We start from the raw sequence: 18,765 nt of genomic DNA on the forward strand, positions 1-18,765 counted from the left end.
ATTTCCCGCGAGCGGGAGCCCTCTTGCTGTGCTAGTGGCAGGGGTTCCCCGGCGCTTAGGAGCCAGGGGCCTGTGCCAGCCGTGCAATCCACCGCCGACATCCGAGACGCCCTCCCTCCTCAGGACACCCAGTGGCTCAGGGCCCTGAAGGCTGAAGTCCAACCCACCATCTTCAAGCAGGGCCGCGAGGTGGCTGAGTCCCGCCGCGTCTTCGGGCTCCAACGTGAAGGGGACCACATCCGCGCGCAGGTCGCCGGCTCCACGGGCGAGCGCTATGAAGTCGTGCTCGCGCTGGGAGACGGTCGAGCCACGTCCACCTGCACGTGTCGGTCGTGGAACGTCGATGGTCCCCACTGCAAGCATGTGGTGGCCGCCGCGCTCATCTACGCCGCGCGCTTCCGTCCGCCGCCCCGGCCTCAACCGGTGGTGGCGACGCCTGTCGAACCCACCGCGCCCAACGGCAACAACGAGGTGGTGGACAACGAAGTCCCCGTGGAGCCGGAAGGCCCCCCGGTGGACGCCGTCAACCTGCCGGCGCTCGCGAAGGTGGAGAGCTGGCTGGGCCTGTCCTCTCAGCCGGATTACGAGTTCTTCTACCGGCTGACGGCGGCGAACACGAACTCGGGCAGTCGCCAGTGGGTCGTGGACGTGCGTCGGCAGGACGCGCAGACCAAGGGTCCCATCCACGTCAAGCGGACCCTCCAGACCGGGGGACGCATCTCCCCGGCCGACGAGCGCGTCTTCATGGCGTTGTCCCGTCACGAGCATCGCTATGACTCGCGCATCGTCCTGTCGGACGAGGAGTTGAGCGAGGCGATGGACCTGCTGCGCCAGCGGCGGGTCATCTACCGGGGCACTGCGCTCATCAACACGGAAGTGCCCATCCGTCCGCAGATTCGGCTGGAGTCCCGGCCGGACGGCGCCACCGCGCGCATCGAGCTGCTCTTCCCGGACGGGCTGAGCTACTCGCTCAAGGACGTCATCATCCTGTCGGGCCGACGCACCTGGGTCATCCAGGCGCAGAACCTCCACCCCGTGGAGCCCGACTTCCCGCCCCGGCTGCTGCGCAAGTGGCTGCTGGAGCCCAGCATGTCCTTCCCCTCGGGACAGTTGGATCGGGTGCTGACGTTCTTCGCCGCGCACCTGCCGCGCTTCCGCATGTCGTTGAAGGCGGACGACATCGAGGTGGACGAGGCGGTGGAGCCGCACTTCGTGCTGACGCTCGAGGGCACTCCGGAGCGCGTGAAGGTGCAACTGGCCGCCCGCTACGGGCAGACGACGGCGCCGGTGTCACCCACGGCCACGCACCTGGGCTACGCCAGTGGCGTGGGCGGGGACAGCCGCAAGCTGTACCGCCGTCGAGAGGACCTGGAGCGCGCCGCGGGCAAGCTGCTCTTGGACCTGGGGCTGCGCTTCGAGCCGCAGGCGCAGGTCTTCGACGCGACGGGCGACGTGGCGCTGGAGTTCTGGGCGCGCGGACTGGCCTCGTTGCCGGAGGCGTGGGAGCGCTTCGGTGTGCAGGCGCCCAAGGTGCGGCTGCGCCCCAAGCTCAAGCCGCGCATCCGCGTGGGCATGAGCGGCGTGCAGTGGTTCGACCTGGACGCCGAGTTCGTCACGGATGACCAGGCGGTGGACCTGGGCGCGGTGCGCATGTGGCTGGACTCCGGCCGCAAGTTCGTGCCGCTGAAGGACGGTTCGTTCGCCGAAGCGGACCCGGCCGAAATCAAGCGCGTGGCGGACCTGCTCGAAGAGGCGGGTGCGCTGCCAGGGCGCTCTCGCACGCGGCTGCCGCTGCATCAGGCGGTGGCGTTGGACCTGCTCGCGGACCTGGGTGAGTTCACCGAGGTGGAGGCGAAGGCGCGGCAGGCGATGCTGGAGCTGCGCGAGACGGCGGGCGTTCCGAAGGTGGCGGTGCCCGACGGGCTCCATGCCACGCTCCGGCACTACCAGGAGGCGGGCCTGTCCTGGCTCTGGTTCCTGCGCCGCCATGGCCTGTCCGGCATCCTCGCGGACGACATGGGCTTGGGAAAGACGGTCCAGTCGCTCAGCCTCCTGCAGAAGATGGCGAACGAAGAGGGGCGCAAGCCGTCGCTCGTCGTCGCGCCCACCAGCGTGCTCGCCAACTGGGAGCGCGAGGCGGAGCGCTTCACGCCGGGCCTCAAGGTCATGGTGTGGCACGGGCAGGACCGCAAGGAGCGCGCCGAGGACCTGAAGGAGATGGACCTGGTCCTCACGTCCTACGCGCTGGTGCGAAGGGACTTGGATCAGCTGTCCCAGGTGGGCTTCCGCTTCGTGATTCTGGACGAGGCGCAGAACATCAAGAACGCGGACAGCGCCACGGCGCAGGCGTGCAAGTCGCTTCCGAGCGACACGCGCCTGGCGCTCACCGGTACGCCGCTGGAGAACCGGCTGTCGGAGCTGTGGAGCATCTTCGACTTCCTCATGCCGGGCTTCCTCGGCAGCGCGGACAGCTTCAGCGACCGGTACGAGCAGCCCATCCAGGTGGCGAACGATGCCTCCGCGAGGGACAGGCTGCGCCGGCGCATCCAGCCCTTCATCCTGCGTCGCCTGAAGACGGAGGTGGCCAAGGACCTGCCGCCGAAGACGGAGAGCGTCGCCTGGTGCGAGATGGAGCCGGGTCAGGCCGCCCTCTATCGCGAGGTGATGGAGGAGAGCCGCCGCAAGGTCAGCGAGAGCATCGAGAAGGTCGGCTTCAAGCGCAGCCGCGTGTCGATTCTCGCCGCGCTGATGCGGCTGCGGCAGGTGTGTTGTGATCCGCGCCTGCTCAAGATGCCGCCGGGCACGCTGTTGCCGCCCAGCGCCAAGGTCGAGCGCTTCATGGAGCTGGTGGAGGACCTGGTGGCGGAAGGCCACCGGGCCCTGGTGTTCAGCCAGTTCACGGAGATGCTGGAGCTGCTCAAGCAGGAGGCGGACAAGAAGGGCCTGCGCTACCTCTACCTGGACGGTCGCACCAAGGACCGCATGGGCAAGGTGGACGAGTACAACCGCCCGGACGGACCGCCCCTGTTCTTCATCTCGTTGAAGGCGGGTGGCACCGGCCTCAACCTCACCGCGGCCGACTACGTCATCCACTTCGACCCGTGGTGGAACCCGGCCGTCGAGGACCAGGCCACGGACCGTACGCACCGCATCGGTCAGACGCGCGCCGTCATCAGCTACAAGCTGATTACGCGCGGCACGGTGGAGGAGAAGATCCTCTCCCTCCAGCGTCGCAAGCGAGACCTCGCCGCCGGAGTGCTCGGTGGTGACGGTGACGAGATGGCGAGGACGCTCACCGAGCAGGACATCCAGGAGCTCTTCACCGAGAGCCAGACCTGAGACGGAGGGGATGGTTGGGGTTCCGACGGAACCCCGCCTCCCCCGCCCGCCATCCGTGCGGCTGACCAGAACGCCTGTGCAGTGTCAGTGGGACCTGCTAGGGTGTTCAGTGCCAGGGCCGTCGTACGGACATTGGAGGGCGCGCGTGCTGCTGGGTCTGCGGATTTCGAACGTGGCGGTGATCGAGGAGGTGGAGGTGGCGTTCGGAGCCGGCCTCACCGTCCTCACGGGTGAGACAGGTGCGGGCAAGTCCATCCTCGTGGATTCATTGGGCCTGCTGCTGGGAGGCAGGGCGGACGCGGATGTCATCCGCGCCGGCTGCGAGGAGGCGTCCGTGGAGGGCGTCTTCGCGCGCACGCCGGTGCTGGGCGCGCGCCTGGAGGAGTTGGGCCTTCCAGACCTGGGCGAGGAGGTGCTGGTGCGCCGCGTGTTGGGGCGCACCGGAAGGGGCAAGGTCTACGTCAACGGCGCCCTCGTCACGGTGGGGGTGCTGGCCAAGCTGACGCGGGGGGCGGTGGACCTCGCGGGGCAGCACGAGCACGTCAGCCTCTTCGACTCGGGTCTGCACCGGGTGCTGCTCGACAGGTACGGGGAGGTGGAGGAGGCGCTCGCGGCCTACTTCGGGGAGTACTCCGCGCTGCGGGAGGTGGATGCGCGCATGGAGGCCCTGGGTGGGGACGAGGCCAAGGTGCGGGATCGCGCGGAGTTCCTGCGCTTCCAACTCGACGAAATCACGCGCATCGACCCGGAGCCCGGCGAGGACGTGAAGCTGGACGCCGAGCGCAAGCGGCTGTCGAGCGCGGAGAAGCTCAAGCGCCTGGGTGCCGAGGCGGAGCTGCTGGTGGCCGGGGAGGAAGCCTCGGCCCTGGAGACGGTGGGCCGGGCCCTGGGCCTGGTGCACGACGCGGTGAAGTGCGACGCGACGCTTTCGCCGGTGGCCCAGTCGCTGAGCACGGCCCTGTCGGAGCTGGAGGAGGCGCAGCGGCGGCTCAACCGGTACGTGGAGGGGCTGGAGTCGGACCCGACGCGGCTGGCGGACGTGGACGAGCGGCTGGATGGCCTCAAGCGGCTGTGCCGCAAGCACGGCGCCACGCTGGATGGCGTGCTGAAGAAGCGCGGCGAAATCGAGACCGAGCTGGGCACGCTGGAGAACCGCCAGGAGGTGCTGGAGGAGCTGGCCTCGGAGCGGCGCAAGGTGGAGGAGCGGGCGCGCAAGGCGGCCCGGGCGCTGTCGAAGGCCCGCACGAAGAGCGCCGTCGAGTTCTCCGCTCAGGTGCGCGAGGGCCTGGGGCACCTGGCCATGGGCAAGGCGGCCTTCGAGGTGCGCGTGACGCCTGGGGAGACGCTGCGTCCGGACGGAGCGGACGAGGTGGAGTTCTACTTCAGCGCGAACCCCGGCGAGCCGGCGCGGCCCCTGGCGAAGGTGGCCTCGGGTGGCGAGGCGAGCCGGTTGCTCTTGGCCCTGAAGCGGGCCCTGGCGGGCAGCGACGCGTGTGGCTGCTACGTGCTGGACGAGGCCGACGCGGGCGTCAGCGGCGCGATTGCGGACGTGGTGGGGCGGATGATCAAGGAGGTGAGCGGCCACCGTCAGGTGCTCTGCATCACCCATCTGCCCCAGGTGGCGGCCTACGCGGACGCCCACCTGCTCATCCGCAAGGCGGTGAAGGCGGAGCGAACCGTCTCCCAGGTGACTGTTCTGGCGGCGGGCGCGGACCGCACGCGGGAGCTGGCTCGGATGATGTCCGGCGTGGAGGTCACCCGGGAGGCCCTGGGCGCCGCGGAGGCCCTGGTGCGCTCGGCCCACCGTTCCCTGGGGGCGCCGAGGACTCGGAGGGAGTCCGGACCCGAGGGCGGACCCCGTGGCCGCCTCCGAAGATTGGCTTGACGCGCTGCAAGGTCATCCGTGTCCTTGCCCCATCGGTGGGTCTCACATAGCATCATTAGTGTGTCCAACACCGCAGGGCAGACCGCGGCCTCCCGCCTGAAAGTCGTTTCCGCTGGCCTGACGGATGTCGGGCGGAAGCGCAATCACAACGAGGACAGCTTCCTCATCGACGATGAGCTCCAGCTCTACGTCGTGGCGGATGGAATGGGCGGCCATGCCGGCGGCGGTACCGCGTCGCGCATCGCCGTCGAGACCATCGACAAGGAGCTCCGACGAGCTCGGGAGGGCAAGGACAACCCGTTCCTTTCCGTGCCGAACTTGCAGGACTCACCGATACCGGAGGCCCTGCGCACGGCCGTGGAGAAGGCGTGTCTCGCCATCTACACGGCGGCGCAGGAAGACCCACGGTTGTCGGGCATGGGCACCACGGTGATTTCGCTCGTGGTGCGCGAGGAGCACGCCTTCTTCGCCCACGTGGGCGACAGTCGCGCGTACCTCATCCGGGGCGACCTCATCCAGCAGATCTCCGAGGACCACTCGCTGGTCAACGAGCAGATCAAGGCCGGAATGATTACCCCCGAGGAGGCCAAGCACTCCCGGTACAAGAACATCATCACCCGCTCCGTGGGCTTCGAAGAGGAGGTCCAGGTGGACGTGATGGGTCTCGTCTCCGAGCCCGGCGACGTGTTCCTGCTCTGTTCGGACGGCCTCGCCAACATGCTCGAGGACCGCGAAATCCACGAAGTGGTGGCCCAGGCCCCGAGCTTCGAGGAAGTGCCCAAGCTCCTCGTCGACTTCGCCAACGAGCGTGGCGGCGACGACAACATCACCGTCATCGTGGTGCGGGTCGCCCCCTGAGGTACCCGGCCGCGGGGCCGACAAACACCGCGTCAGGTCACTGTTGACCTTGACACTCTTGGAAACTGAATGGTAGCTGCCCAAACGTTTCCAATCCGGGCAGACGTCGCCCGGAGACGAAGTCGGCGGGGTGTGGCGGTGGGGGGAGGTGTTGGGCGACAGGGAGCGACTTAGCTTCTGGCGCCGGATGTCCCACGCAAGCAGGGAGCTGTCCCGTGGCGAAAAAGTCCTTCACGTTGATGGTGATCCCGGACCATGACGCGCCGGTGAAGCGGTACACCATCCAACGCTCGTTCCTGATGCAGGTGGGGATGGGGTTGATGCTGGTGGTGGGACTGAGCGCGGGTGCGAGCATCCACTACTTCCAGGTGGCGGCGGACGCCTCCGAGAACCGCATCCTCCGCGAGGAGAACCTGACGCTGCGCTCGCAGCTCAAGTCGGTGCGGGAGCGAATCGAGCACATCGGCTCCACGTTGGACCGGGTGGAGCGCTTCGACCAGAAGCTCCGGGCGATGACGCTGCTGTCGGATCCGCAGCGCAACCTGGCCATGGGTCCCACGGAGCCGGAGGCGGGCACCCAGGTGCCGGCGACGGACACCCAGTTCACCCAGCTCACCACGACGGAGACGCCCAAGTTGCTGATGGGCCGCCTGGACAAGCTGAGCGCGGAGGCCACCCGTCAGGAGCAGAGCCTCCAGGAACTGCAGGCGTACTTCCAGGACCAGAAGTCGCTCCTGGCCTCCACGCCGTCCGTCTGGCCCGCGCGTGGTTGGGTGACGAGCGACTTCGGTCAGCGCGTGGACCCGTACACCGCCGACCGCGTCATGCACGCCGGTCTCGATATCGCCGCGCCCCACGGGAAGGAAGTCTTCTCGCCGTCGGACGGCACGGTGGTGTTCGCGGGCCTGGAGGGTGGCTACGGCAACGTCATCGTCGTGGACCACGGCTATGGCATCAAGACGCGCTATGGCCACCTGGCGAAGATGCTGGTGAAGGCGGGCGACAGGGTGAAGCGCGGCGCGCTCATCGCCGCGGTCGGCAACACGGGCCGCTCCACCGGACCGCACCTGCACTACGAGGTCCGCGTCAACGGCATCCCGCAGAACCCGCGGAAGTTCATCCTCGAGGAGTAGTCCTCGGGGAGTGTGGTGCCTCCCGAGCCCGGCTCGGGAGCGTGGCTGTCCCAGCAGACCCCAGGGACGTCGGGCCGCTCTGGCTCGCCCCTGGGAGGCCCTGCTTCCCTTCTTCAGCGTGAGAGCGTGGCGGGCCCGGGGATGGATGCGTCCAACCGGAGTCGTCGCTGCTGGAGTCCATCGGCGCGACCGCTGCGCTGCATGACGTGGGCGCGCTCCAGCTCCGCCCAGAGCAGCGGCCCCAGCACCTGCCAGTGCGAGGGCGAATCCACCGTCACCTCCAGCAGGCTGACCGTCCAGCTTGGCGCCTCGGCGTCGGGCGTGCCCTCGGGGAGCACCCGGCGCACGTCGCGCGAGAGGCGCTCGTGGGTGGGGCCGGCCAGGTCCGCGCTGACGGTGAGCTGGGAGGTGGGCACCAGCAGCGCGGCGAAGGCGTCCGGGTGGAGGCGAAGCACCTTGGCGCCCGGGTACTGCGCGGCGAGCGACTCCACGGTGGCGCGCAGAATCGCGTCGCCAGTGGCGAAGCCGAAGCGGGCGTTGAGGGAGATCATCTCCTTCACGTCCGCGATGACCGCGCCCACGCGCCACCCGTCATGGTGCGCGTGCGTGGACAAGTCGTACTCCTCCTTCAGGAGGTTGCCCTGGGTGAGGGCGGGCACCTGGAGCGCGCCCGTCTTCGGGTCCGGGTGGCCCCTGCGGGCCTGCTCGGCCTGGAGGAGCACCTCGACGGCCGCCTGCACGGGCGCCTGGGGGCTGCGGGTCAGCACCCAGGGGTGGAGGGCGATGAGGGCGGTGGCGGTGGCGTCGTCGAGCGGGTAGGGCATCTTGCTCGCATCTCTAGCGCGTCGCGCGTCCTCGCGCAGGGGCTTCCCGTCAGCGCAGCCGGTGGGCCGTCACCGTCACTTCATCCCGGTCATGGTAGAGCTGCCGGACGGTGAGGCCCTCCCAGCCGCCCTCCTCGACGAGCGTGTGGCGCACTCGCAAGAGGACGGGGTTCTTGTCCTTCATGGGCAACTTGATGTTGGCGACGAGGTGGCTCGCCCAGCCCCGGCGCCCCCACTTGGCCAGCAGCTGGGCCACCTCCAGCGGACGCCACGCCATGTCGCAGAAGAGCCAGTCCGCGCTCTCCTCGGGGGCGTAGGAGAAGGCGCTCTCCTGGATGTGCTTCACCCGGCCATTCGAGGCCAGCTCGGGCATCAGCTTCGCAGGGTCCACCGCCACGACTTTCGCGCCCCGCGCCACCAGTCGCTGCGTCCACCCGCCGGGTGCGGCGCCGAGGTCCACGCAGACGTCACCTCGTCCCGGCTCGAAGGCCAGCCCGTCCAGCGCCTCCTCCAGCTTCATGGCGGCTCGGGAAGGGGACTCCACCTCCCGGCGCATCCGCCGCCGCCCACCAGGGGCCAGGGACAGCGCCTCCCGCGCGGAGACCGCGCCCACGGCCGTCACGCCGTCGGGGGCCACGCACAGCGCCACCAGCCGGGCGCCGGACTCTCGGGCCCGGGCTGTGTCCTCCAGCAGCCGCTCCACCGGCAGTCGCGCGCGCACCGCCGCCTCCAGCGCCTCCGCGGGCGCCGCCAGCGTGTTGCCCCGGGGGGTGTCAGGCGTGAAGGCCTGGAGGACCCAGGGGCCCGCCCCTGGCATGGCGAGGATGGCCCGGGCCGCCGCGTCGGCGTGGGCCTCTGGGGTGCCAGGGGGGAGCGCGGCGACCACCCGCCAGGCGGCGCGCGCGAAGGCGGGGACCAGGCCGGGCTGGGAGTCGCTCTCCACCAGCGCCTCGCCAAGCAGGCGAGGGGCCATGCCCGCCCAGGCCAGCTCCTCGAAGAGGTGGGGCTCGAAGCCGGCCCGGCAGGTCCACAGCCAGCGCCCGACCTGGGGAGGCTGGGTCTGTGCGGGCATGGGGGGAATGCGCGCCCTGGGAGGGGCGGGCGGGGGGGGCGGCGCGGTGCGTGCAGGAGCCGCCTTGCCCTGGGTGGGAGCGGACTTGCGGTGGGGGGGCGGCGCCGGGCGGTCAGGGCGACGAGGGGACTTCGAGGGGGCGCCCCGGGCAGGCCGGCGGCGGGGATTTCGCGGAGGGGACATTGCGTGGGCTCCTTTCCGCTTTACTCTGAACCGATGCGCGCTGGGCAACCGGCCGAGAGGAAGTTTCAAGAGGCGCGCGTGGTTTCCCACCAAGCCTCCCTTACATCTCCAGGGATTTCCCTTCACTCGCCGCCGTCCTTCGAGGATTCTCCGGCCGCGAGAGAGTCAACGAATGATCGAATGGACGCTGAAGAAGCTCATCGGGACCAAGAATGAGCGCGAGCTCAAGAAGGCCCGCGAGAAGGTCATCCGCATCAACGAGCTGGAGAGCCGGATGCGGGCCCTCAAGGACGAGGACTTTCCTGCCGAGACGGCTCGGCTGAAGCAGGAGATTCAGAACGGGAGGCCGCTCGACAGCATGCTCTTCGAGGCCTTCGCGCTCATCCGTGAAGGCGCGCGCCGGGAAATCGGCCAGCGTCACTATGACGTCCAGCTCATCGGCGGCATGTTCCTGCACGAGGGGTGCATCGCGGAGATGCGCACCGGTGAAGGCAAGACGCTGACGGCCACCTTGCCTTGCTACCTCAACGCCCTGTCCGGGCGCGGGGTGCACGTGGTGACGGTGAACGACTACCTCGCCCGCCGCGACGCGGAGTGGATGGGGCGCGTCTACAAGTTCATGGGCATGACGACGGGCTGCGTGCTCCACGAGCTGTCGGACAAGCAGCGCCAGGAAGCGTACCGCTCGGACATCACCTACGGGCAGAACAACGAGTTCGGCTTCGACTACCTGCGCGACAACATGAAGTTCCGCTTGCAGGACTACGTCCAGCGCGAGCTGAACTACGCCATCGTCGACGAAGTGGACTCCATCCTCATCGACGAGGCCCGCACCCCGCTCATCATCTCCGGTCCCACCGAGGACAGCACGGACAAGTACTACCGGGTGGACCAGGTCATCCCCGGCCTCGTCCCGGACCAGGACTTCACCCTGGATGAGAAGCACCGCTCGGTGTCCCTGACGGATGACGGAATCGAAAAGCTGCAGAAGCGGCTGAGCGTGTCCAACCTCTACGACCCGGGCGAAATCGAGACGCTCCACCACGTCGAGCAGGGCCTGCGCGCGCACACGCTCTACAAGCGCGACAAGGACTACGTGGTGAAGGACGGCGAGGTCGTCATCGTCGACGAGTTCACCGGCCGCCAGATGCCGGGCCGCCGCTGGTCCGACGGCCTCCACCAGGCCATCGAGGCCAAGGAGGGCGTGAAGATCGAGAACGAGAACCAGACGCTGGCGACCATCTCGTTCCAGAACTACTTCCGCATGTACACCAAGCTGTCCGGCATGACGGGCACCGCGGACACGGAGGCGGAGGAGTTCGCGAAGATCTACAACCTGGACGTCCGCGTCATCCCGACCAACCGCACCAACGTCCGCAAGGACCAGCAGGACGTGGTCTACAAGACGGAGCGCGAGAAGTTCGAGGCGGTGGCCGCCCAGATTGAAGAGCTGCACAAGAACGGGCAGCCGGTGCTGGTGGGCACGGTGTCCATCGCCAAGAGCGAGGTGGTCGCCAACTTCCTGAAGAAGCGTGGCGTCCCCCACAACGTCCTCAACGCCAAGCAGCACCAGCGCGAGGCGGACATCGTCGCGCAGGCGGGCCGCAAGGGCGCCGTCACCATCTCCACCAACATGGCCGGCCGTGGAACGGACATCCTCCTGGGCGGCAACGCGGAGGTGCTCGCCAAGGCCTCCGTGGGCCCCGCGCCGGAGGCTCCCGAGCCCCTGCCGCCCGCGGCGGATGGCGCCGCGCCGCAGGTGGACCCGATGGTGGCCTACCAGGAGGCGCTGGCCGACTGGGAGCAGCGGTTGGTCGCCGCGCAGGCCCGGCTGGAGACGGAGACGAAGCAGGAGCGCGAGGAGGTGATGAAGGCCGGCGGCCTGTTCATCATCGGCACCGAGCGCCACGAGTCGCGCCGCGTGGACAACCAGCTGCGTGGCCGCGCCGGTCGCCAGGGTGACCCGGGCGCCAGCCGGTTCTTCCTCTCGCTCGAGGATGACCTGATGCGCATCTTCGGCTCGGAGCGCATCCAGGGACTCATGGAGCGGCTGGGCATGGAGGAGGGCGAGGTCATCGAGCACATCTGGCTGTCCCGAGCGATTGAAGGGGCCCAGAAGCGCGTCGAGGGACACAACTTCGACATCCGCAAGAACCTGCTCGAGTACGACGACGTGATGAACCAGCAGCGGCGCACCATCTACAAGCTGCGGCGTCAGGTGCTGGCCGCGGGCGCGGGCGTGCCCCTGGTGGAGTTCACCGAGGACCCGAAGACGCGCGTGAAGAGCCGCTCCGAGCGGATGGTGAGCTGGGCGGACTTCAAGGAGATGGTCCTGGACGCGCTGGAGGACGTCATCGTCTCCACCGTCGACACGTACGCGCCCACCAAGGGCTCGGACGGGTGGGACCTGGATGCCCTCTCGAAGAACGTGAAGGAGACGTTCGACCTGGAGATGGGCTTCGAGGGCGTGGGCAACCGCGACGAGCTCCAGGACCACATCTTCAAGGCGGCGGAGAAGGTCTTCCGCACCCGCGACGAGGAGTTCGGCGAGAACTTCCTGCGCTTCCTCCAGTACAACTACCTGGCGACCATCGACCGGCTCTGGAAGGAGCACCTGCTGGGCATGGACCACCTGCGCCAGGGCATCGGCCTGCGTGGCTACGGCCAGAAGGACCCCAAGCAGGAGTACAAGCGCGAGGGCTACCAGGGCTTCATCCAGACCCTGTCCGCCATCAAGGCGCAGTTCGTCTCGCAGCTCATGCGCGTGCAGCCCCGCTCCGCCACCAGCGCGGAGGAAGAGGCCGTCCGCATCCAGCGCCAGCTGGCCCAGCAGCAGCGCAAGGCGGTGGAAGGCCGTGGCACGGCGGAGGGCAAGCTGGACGAGGCCTCCGTGGCCGCGGCGGCCCGTCCTCCGGCCGCCCAGCAGGGCCCCCGCGTGGGCCGCAATGACCCCTGCCCCTGCGGCAGCGGTCGCAAGTACAAGAAGTGCCACGGCGCGGCGGAAGCCAGCGTCTAAGCAGGCCCTTCTCGGGGATGTCAGGAGCAGGGCGCCGGCGCGGCGCCGCCCGGGGTTGTCGGGCGGCGGGCCGCGCCGGTCCTCTTTCCAGCGTCCGGCATGCCCTGTGGGGCCCTGGAAAGGGCGCCAGGAGGGCAGGAGGGCGGGCACGAGCCTTCTTCCCGCCACGGCGGTGAAGCGAAGCTTGCGCCGCCGGGAAGGGTTCTGTTAAGGACCCCCCGCCTCGTAGCCTGAGGTCGGGGGTGTCAACCCCGAGTCGTACCCACTTCACACACGCCCGTGCCGGTCGCCGGTGCTCTCGTGAGTGGAGGACTTCCTCCGAAAGGAGGGTCCTCGCTCCCGGAAGTCACGGCCGGAGCAACACCCGGGTGTGGCGGAACAACCGGAGAAACACATGTCGATCGACACGCAGGAAACGCAGACGCAGCAGCAGGCCATGGCCGCCGCCGGCGGCATCACGATGCGGCAGCTCCTGGAGGCCGGCGTCCACTTCGGCCACCAGACGAAGCGCTGGAACCCGAAGATGAAGCCCTACATCTTCGGTGCCCGCAACGGCATCTACATCATCGACCTGCAGAAGACGGTCTCCATGGCCCGTTCGGCGTTCCGCTTCGTGGCGGACGTGACGGCCCGTGGCGGCACGGTGCTGTTCGTCGGAACCAAGAAGCAGGCGCAGGACGTCATCCGCGAGGAGGCCGCTCGCGCCGGTCAGTACTTCGTCACCAGCCGCTGGCTGGGTGGCACGCTGACCAACTTCAAGACCATCAAGCAGGGCATCGACCGGCTGAAGACGCTGGAGAAGATGGCCGAGGACGGGACGTTCGACCGTCTGCCCAAGAAGGAAGTCGCGTCGCTGGAGCGCGAGCGCGAGAAGCTGGAGAAGAACCTGGGCGGCGTGAAGGAGATGTCGAAGCTGCCCCGCTGCGTCTTCATCATCGACCCGAAGAAGGAGCACATCGCCATCCACGAGGCGACCCGCCTGGGCATCCCCGTGATTGGCCTGGTGGACACGAACTGCGATCCCGACGGCATCGACTTCGTGATTCCCGGCAACGACGACGCCATCCGCTCCATCAAGCTCTTCACGTCGAAGATCGCCGAGGCCTGCATCGAGGGCGCCGCCCGTTACCGCGCGTCTGGCGCGGCGGAGCGCGACGAGCAGGAGGAGCGCGAGGGTCGTGATGACCGCCGCGACCGCGACGACCGCCGTGGCCCGCGCCGCGACAACCGGGATCGCCGGGGTGGCGACCGCGGTGGTGACCGTGGCGGCGGCGAGCGCCGTGGCCCCCTCGTGGAGATGAAGGGCGCCCCGGTCGTGGCCGAGCAGCCCGCCGCGGTCGAGCAGCCCGCGGCCGAGGGTGGCGAGGCGGCGAAGGAGTAGTCGCCTCCCGCTGTACCTCAGTCTTCGTGGCGGCCGGGTGGCGCATCAGAATGCCTGCGACCCGGCCGTCCTTGTTTTCGCCGTAGCCGTATCCCCTTGAACCCGGATGCTCCGCCCGGCGCCTGGCGCCCTCGTGACGGTGGAGACAGGAGCCGAACATGGCCGAAATCACGGCCCAGATGGTGAAGGACCTGCGCGAGCGGACCAGCGCGCCCATGATGGATTGCAAGAAGGCGCTCACCGAGACTGGTGGCGACTTCGCCAAGGCCGAGGAGTGGCTGCGCAAGAAGGGCATCTCCAAGGCGGCGGGCAAGGAAGGTCGCGTCGCGGCCGAGGGCCTCGTCGGCACGTACGTCCACGGCGGCCGTATCGGCGTGCTGGTGGAGGTCAACTGCGAGACGGACTTCGTCGCTCGCAACCCTGACTTCCAGGAGCTGGTGAAGGAAGTGGCGATGCAGATCGCCGCGGCCAGCCCCAAGTTCGTCCGTCGCGAGGAAGTCCCCACGGACAACATGGACAAGGAGCGCGAGATTCAGCGCGAGCTGCTCAAGCAGCAGGGCAAGCCCGAGGCGATGCTGGACAAGATCCTCGTCGGGAAGATGGAGAAGTTCTACGAGCAGGTCTGCCTCGTGGACCAGTTCTGGGTGAAGGACGACAAGAAGAAGTTCGGTGACATGCTCACCGAGCGCGCCGCGAAGATTGGCGAGAAGGTCTCCGTGCGCCGCTTCGTCCGGTTCGAGGTGGGTGAGGGCATCGAGAAGAAGAAGGACGACCTCGCCGCCGAAGTCGCCAAGACGCTGGGCCAGGGCTGACCTCACGGCCCTCCCGGGCCATGAAGGGCTTGCCGTCGGGCCCTGAGGGCCGCGCGCTCCGTTCCCCTCACCGGGGGCGGGGGACGCGGCCCTCGCCTTTTGCGGGCCCTGGGGCTCCTCCAGGCGATTGGCATCTGACGGTGTGAGAGGGAGTGTCCGACTCGGGCGTTGATATGGCGGCAGGCGGGGGATAGAAGCGGACGCGCATGTCCTCCGACACGACCCAACCGCTCCGCTTCAAGCGCATCCTCCTCAAGCTCTCGGGCGAGGCCCTGATGGGAGAAGGGAAGTACGGCATCCACCCACCCACGCTCAGTGGCATCGCCGACGAGGTCATCAAGCTGGCGGCGGCCGGGGTGGAGGTGGCCCTCGTCATTGGCGGAGGCAACATCTTCCGCGGCGTGGCGGGCGCGACGGAGGGGATGGACCGGGCCAGCGCCGACTACATGGGCATGCTGGCCACGTGCATCAACTCCATGGCGATGCAGGACGCGCTGGAGAAGAAGGGCATGCACACGCGCGTGCTGTCCGCCATCAAGATGGAGCAGATCGCCGAGCCCTACATCCGCCGGCGCGCGGTGCGCCACCTGGAGAAGGGGCGGGTGGTGATTTTCGCCGCGGGCACGGGCAATCCGTACTTCACGACGGACACGGCCGCGTCGCTGCGCGCCATGGAAATCAACGCCCAGGTCATCCTCAAGGCGACGAAGGTGGACGGCATCTACAACGCGGATCCGAAGAAGGACCCGACGGCGCGCCGCTACCGCACGCTGACGTACATGGACGTGTTGAAGCAGAACCTCAACGTGATGGACTCCACGGCCATCTCGCTGTGCATGGACAACAAGCTGCCCATCATCGTCTTCGACCTCACCGTGCCGGGAAACATCCAGCGCGCGGTGCTGGGGGGCGGAGAGATTGGTACCGTCGTGGGCGGCAACGAGACGGTCTGGGCCTGACCCCTCGTATTCATCCCGACTCGTGTTCAAGGAGAGCTCGCATATGAGCGGTGACATCGTCGTCGAATTGAAGGGCCGTATCGACAAGTCCCTCGAGGACCTCAAGCGGGAGCTGACCAAGGTGCGCACCGGACGCGCCAGCACCGCCATCCTCGACAACATCCGCGTGGACTACTACGGCACGCCCACCCCGCTGTCCGGCGTGGCCAGCGTCAGCGCCCCGGAGCCCCGGCTCATCATCATCAAGCCGTGGGAGAAGACGGTCCTGAAGGAGATCGAGAAGGCCCTGCGCGAGGCCAACCTCGGCATCAACCCGATGAACGACGGGGAGATGATTCGCCTGCCCTTCCCGCCGCTCACCGAGGAGCGCCGCAAGGACATCGCCAAGCAGGTGAAGACGAAGGGTGAGGACCACAAGGTCGCCATCCGCAACATCCGCCGCGACGCCAACGAGGCGCTCAAGGTGCAGTTGAAGGACAAGAAGATCACCGAGGACGACCACAAGCGCATCTCCGAGAAGGTCCAGAAGGAGACCGACGGCGGCGTGGCCCAGGTGGATGACATCATCAAGAAGAAGGAGAAGGAGGTCATGGAGGTCTGATGGCCTTCGTGCTCCTCGCCGAGCCCGCCGCTCCGGTGGCGGGTGTCTTGCGCCGGTTCCTCGAGGGAGCCGGCCACGAAGTGAGTTGGGTGGCCAGCGCGGACGAGGCTCAACGCGCCTCGCGAGAGCGGCCGCCCTCGGTGGTCCTGGCCTCGGGGCTGGGGCCGCTGGATGGAGAGGCGCTGTGCCGGAGCCTGCGTGCCCAGGGGCACCAGATTCCGGTGCTGCTGGTGTACCCGCCGGACGAGGAGCAGGCCGACGAGCGCGCCGCCCAGGCGGGTGCGGACGGCAGCCTGGTGGGTCCCCTCAAGCGCGTCACCGTGCTGACGTGCGTCTCGCTCCTGATGCAGCGCGAGGACGCTAGGCGCGCCGTTGTGGCGCCTTCCGCGCCGTCTCCAGCCACGACGCCGGCGGTGGAACCCGAGGCCCGACGCGCCACTCGTCCGGAGCCGGCCGCGTCCGCGGGCGGCACGTCGGCGGACTTCGAGTTCCTCAAGCGGCTGATGCTGATGGAGGTGAAGCGCAGCCGGCGCTACCGCTATCCCATCGCCCTGCTGATGGTGGAGGTGGACCGCTTCACGGAGCGGGCCGCGGCGCTGTCACCCACGGCGAGGCGCGGAGCGCTGGCGGAGACGCTGGGCCTGCTGGTGGAGGGCGTGCGCGACATCGACGTGGCCGTGCCCTTCGCGGACAGCCGCTTCGTCGTCTTCCTTCCGCACACGCCTCGTTCGGGTGCGCGGGTGGTGGCGGAGCGCCTGCGGGAGAAGCTGAAGGCCGTGCAGGGCCTGCCTCCTGGCACCGCGTCCGTGGGTGTGGCCGTGTCCGAGCCTCCGGCTGGCAACAAGAGCGCGCCACCGGGTGCCCCGGGACAGCAGGTCAGTTTCGGCGGGCTGCTGAAGGACGCGGGAGACGCACTGCGACGCGCGCAGGCGGCCGGTGGTGACTGGGTGGAGGTGGCCAGCGATGCCGCCAGCCGGACTCAGGACGGGTAGATGAAGTCCACGTCGCTGATGTCGTGCACGACGTCGGCGACGAAGCGGAACAGCTCCAGGCCGCGCCCCTTGTCGTCCTGCCAGGTGCCGCTGGCTTCGTCGTAGTTGAAGTGGATGCCCTGGCCTCGTCCCGCCACCCAGACCTGCTTCACGGCGCGCTGGGTGTTGACGATGCACTTCTCCCGGGAGCGGGCGGTGAGGGTGAGCATGTCACCCGTGCTCTCCGCCTCCAGGATGTCCGGGTCGATGGCGTCCGCGGCGGCAATCATCCGCTTGAAGACGCGGGCCACGAGCTGGTTGTAGCGGGCTTCGTCCATCATGGCCGCACGGGCCTCACTGGATGACTTCAAGCACCTGCTGGCCGGGGGCCGCGTAGAACAGGAACTTGAAGTGCGGCGGCGTCTCGCTCTCGATGCGCTCCAGGGCGATGACGGTGCCCGGGTTGACGGGCTTGGGGAACGACTGCATCCCCAGGAGATGAGCGGCGAGAGCGCCCATGGAAGGCTGGTGGCCGACCAGGACCAGGTTCTGGTCCGCGTGCTCGGCGAGCACCGGCTCCACAGCGCCCACCGGCATGTCCGGGAGCAGGCTGCGGTGCGCCTTCAGCAGGCCCTCGTGCTTCGTCGCGAACGACAGAATCTGCGACGTTTGCATCGTGCGAGCCACGGGGCTGGTCAGGATGAGGCCGATAGGGCCCATGCGCTCGGACAACGATGCGAAGTGTGCGGCGGTACTTGCACGCGCCTTCGCTGTGAGCGCGCGCGCCTCGTCACCGAGACCCTCGGGGATCTCAGCGTCCGCGTCGCCGTGCCTAACCAGGAAAATCCTCAAAGCCCCTCCACCGGTACGACAGGACCGCGGTTCGTACACGACCGCAGCCGGGTTGGTCAAAGGTAATGCGGCGATTGTTCAGTGGCCGCAACAACCTCCGCATGGCAGACAGGAGTTGGCCGCCCTCCGCCGCATGCGTCCGCGCAGCATACAGCGGGGACTGACGTGCCGTGTCTCTCAGGAGGAGTCTGGATGCGCAAGGCGCTGTGGGTCCTGGCCGGGCTGTTGGCCTTCTCGGGCTGTAAGAAGGATGGGGCCACGGGTAGCGATGCACCCGGGGTGGTGGATGGCGGTGGCGTCGCCGGCCTGGAGGCCGAGGAGGCGAGCGGCGCGGGGCCCTATGTGGTGACGCCCGAGAAGCTGACGGCCTACGTGGACTACCAGCGGCGGATGCTGGAGGTGTACGGCTCCCAGGTGAAGGGACTCCAGGGATTGGGCGCGCTGGTGGATGCGGGCACGCCGGAGGCCATGGCGGAGGTGCGCGCGGGCCTCAAGGTGGTGGAGGCCAAGGCCAAGGCGGAGTCGGAGGCGCGCGCGCAGGCGGGGCTGAGCGTGAGCGACGTCAACGGGCTGGCCGAAGTGGTGACGGCCGTCGTCAGCCAGCGGCAGCTCGGGCGCACGCTCCAGTACGAGGAGGAGCTCCGGAAGCTGGAGGAGCTTCAGGAGAAGCTGCCGCCCGAACAGCGCCAGGAGCTGGCGGCGCAGGTGGCCTCCATGCGCCAGCAGGTGGAGTCGTTCCAGAAGCTGACGGACGTGCGGCGCGAGTACGGCGACGCCAACGTGGACGTGGTCCTCACGCGCGAGGACGAGCTGATGAAGAACTACCAGGAGATGCTGCGAGTCTTCACCGGCACGCGCCGGTGAAGACCCGGGAAGGCC

Annotated in this window: 15 protein-coding genes; 11 read left to right on the top strand and 4 right to left on the bottom strand. The window is 68.7% G+C overall.

The annotated features are described in order from the left end of the window. Positions 1–72: 72 nt before the first annotated feature. The 4 genes from G4D83_RS00755 (at position 73) to G4D83_RS00770 (ending at position 7,215) form a co-directional block, all read left to right on the top strand. The gene (locus G4D83_RS00755; protein WP_420826612.1) at positions 73–3,339 is read left to right on the top strand and encodes a DEAD/DEAH box helicase; all 3,267 of its coding nucleotides are present in this window, start codon (positions 73–75) and stop codon (positions 3,337–3,339) included. Positions 3,340–3,484: 145 nt separating this feature from the next. After that, positions 3,485–5,224, top strand: a complete 1,740-nt coding sequence (gene recN / locus G4D83_RS00760) for a DNA repair protein RecN (protein WP_163861369.1) — start codon at positions 3,485–3,487, stop codon at positions 5,222–5,224. A 60-nt stretch (positions 5,225–5,284) separates the two neighbouring features. Next, on the top strand, positions 5,285–6,082 hold the full coding sequence (locus tag G4D83_RS00765) for a Stp1/IreP family PP2C-type Ser/Thr phosphatase (RefSeq protein ID WP_163861372.1): 798 nt from the start codon (positions 5,285–5,287) through the stop codon (positions 6,080–6,082). Between the two features lie 215 nt (positions 6,083–6,297). Further along, positions 6,298–7,215, top strand: coding sequence for a M23 family metallopeptidase (locus tag G4D83_RS00770; protein ID WP_163861375.1), 918 nt, complete (start codon positions 6,298–6,300; stop codon positions 7,213–7,215). Between the two features lie 113 nt (positions 7,216–7,328). Here the strand turns inward: G4D83_RS00770 and G4D83_RS00775 are convergent, their stop codons facing one another. Next, entirely contained in the window at positions 7,329–8,039 is a 711-nt protein-coding gene (locus G4D83_RS00775) for a diguanylate cyclase (RefSeq protein WP_163861378.1), read from the bottom strand. 49 nt (positions 8,040–8,088) lie between these two features. Continuing rightward, positions 8,089–9,111, bottom strand: a complete 1,023-nt coding sequence (rlmM, locus tag G4D83_RS00780) for a 23S rRNA (cytidine(2498)-2'-O)-methyltransferase RlmM (protein WP_163861381.1) — start codon at positions 9,109–9,111, stop codon at positions 8,089–8,091. 355 nt (positions 9,112–9,466) lie between these two features. On the opposite strand from rlmM, the gene secA reads away from it, so the two are divergent. From secA to G4D83_RS00810, 6 genes are all read left to right on the top strand, one after another. Beyond that, positions 9,467–12,310: a preprotein translocase subunit SecA gene (gene secA / locus G4D83_RS00785; protein WP_163861386.1), complete on the top strand. Its 2,844-nt coding sequence runs from the start codon at positions 9,467–9,469 to the stop codon at positions 12,308–12,310. Between the two features lie 394 nt (positions 12,311–12,704). Next, positions 12,705–13,691, top strand: a complete 987-nt coding sequence (gene rpsB, locus G4D83_RS00790; RefSeq protein ID WP_163861389.1) for a 30S ribosomal protein S2 — start codon at positions 12,705–12,707, stop codon at positions 13,689–13,691. A gap of 158 nt (positions 13,692–13,849) precedes the next feature. After that, positions 13,850–14,503 (top strand): translation elongation factor Ts, encoded by a 654-nt coding sequence (gene tsf / locus G4D83_RS00795; RefSeq protein WP_163861392.1) that lies wholly within the window; start codon positions 13,850–13,852, stop codon positions 14,501–14,503. Between the two features lie 206 nt (positions 14,504–14,709). Then, complete coding sequence (gene pyrH, locus G4D83_RS00800) at positions 14,710–15,462, top strand: UMP kinase (protein WP_163861395.1); 753 nt, start codon at positions 14,710–14,712, stop codon at positions 15,460–15,462. 43 nt (positions 15,463–15,505) lie between these two features. Further along, positions 15,506–16,063 carry a ribosome recycling factor gene (gene frr / locus G4D83_RS00805; protein ID WP_163861398.1) on the top strand — a complete coding sequence of 186 codons (558 nt, stop codon included), beginning with the start codon at positions 15,506–15,508 and terminating at the stop codon, positions 16,061–16,063. Further along, the gene (locus tag G4D83_RS00810; protein WP_163861401.1) at positions 16,063–17,055 is read left to right on the top strand and encodes a diguanylate cyclase; all 993 of its coding nucleotides are present in this window, start codon (positions 16,063–16,065) and stop codon (positions 17,053–17,055) included. Before frr ends, G4D83_RS00810 begins: the two co-directional genes overlap by 1 nt. On the opposite strand, the gene cyaY is transcribed toward G4D83_RS00810, so the two are convergent. Continuing rightward, complete coding sequence (gene cyaY / locus G4D83_RS00815; RefSeq protein WP_163861403.1) at positions 17,043–17,375, bottom strand: iron donor protein CyaY; 333 nt, start codon at positions 17,373–17,375, stop codon at positions 17,043–17,045. The genes G4D83_RS00810 and cyaY overlap by 13 nt on opposite strands. 13 nt (positions 17,376–17,388) lie before the next feature. Further along, positions 17,389–17,886: a SixA phosphatase family protein gene (locus G4D83_RS00820; RefSeq protein ID WP_163861406.1), complete on the bottom strand. Its 498-nt coding sequence runs from the start codon at positions 17,884–17,886 to the stop codon at positions 17,389–17,391. Positions 17,887–18,078: 192 nt separating this feature from the next. Here G4D83_RS00820 and G4D83_RS00825 point away from each other — a divergent pair, with 192 nt between their 5' ends. Beyond that, on the top strand, positions 18,079–18,750 hold the full coding sequence (locus G4D83_RS00825) for a hypothetical protein (protein WP_163861409.1): 672 nt from the start codon (positions 18,079–18,081) through the stop codon (positions 18,748–18,750). Positions 18,751–18,765 lie beyond the last annotated feature (15 nt).

The organism is Myxococcus eversor (assembly GCF_010894455.1).
In the GTDB taxonomy this organism is placed as follows: Bacteria; Myxococcota; Myxococcia; order Myxococcales; family Myxococcaceae; genus Myxococcus; species Myxococcus eversor.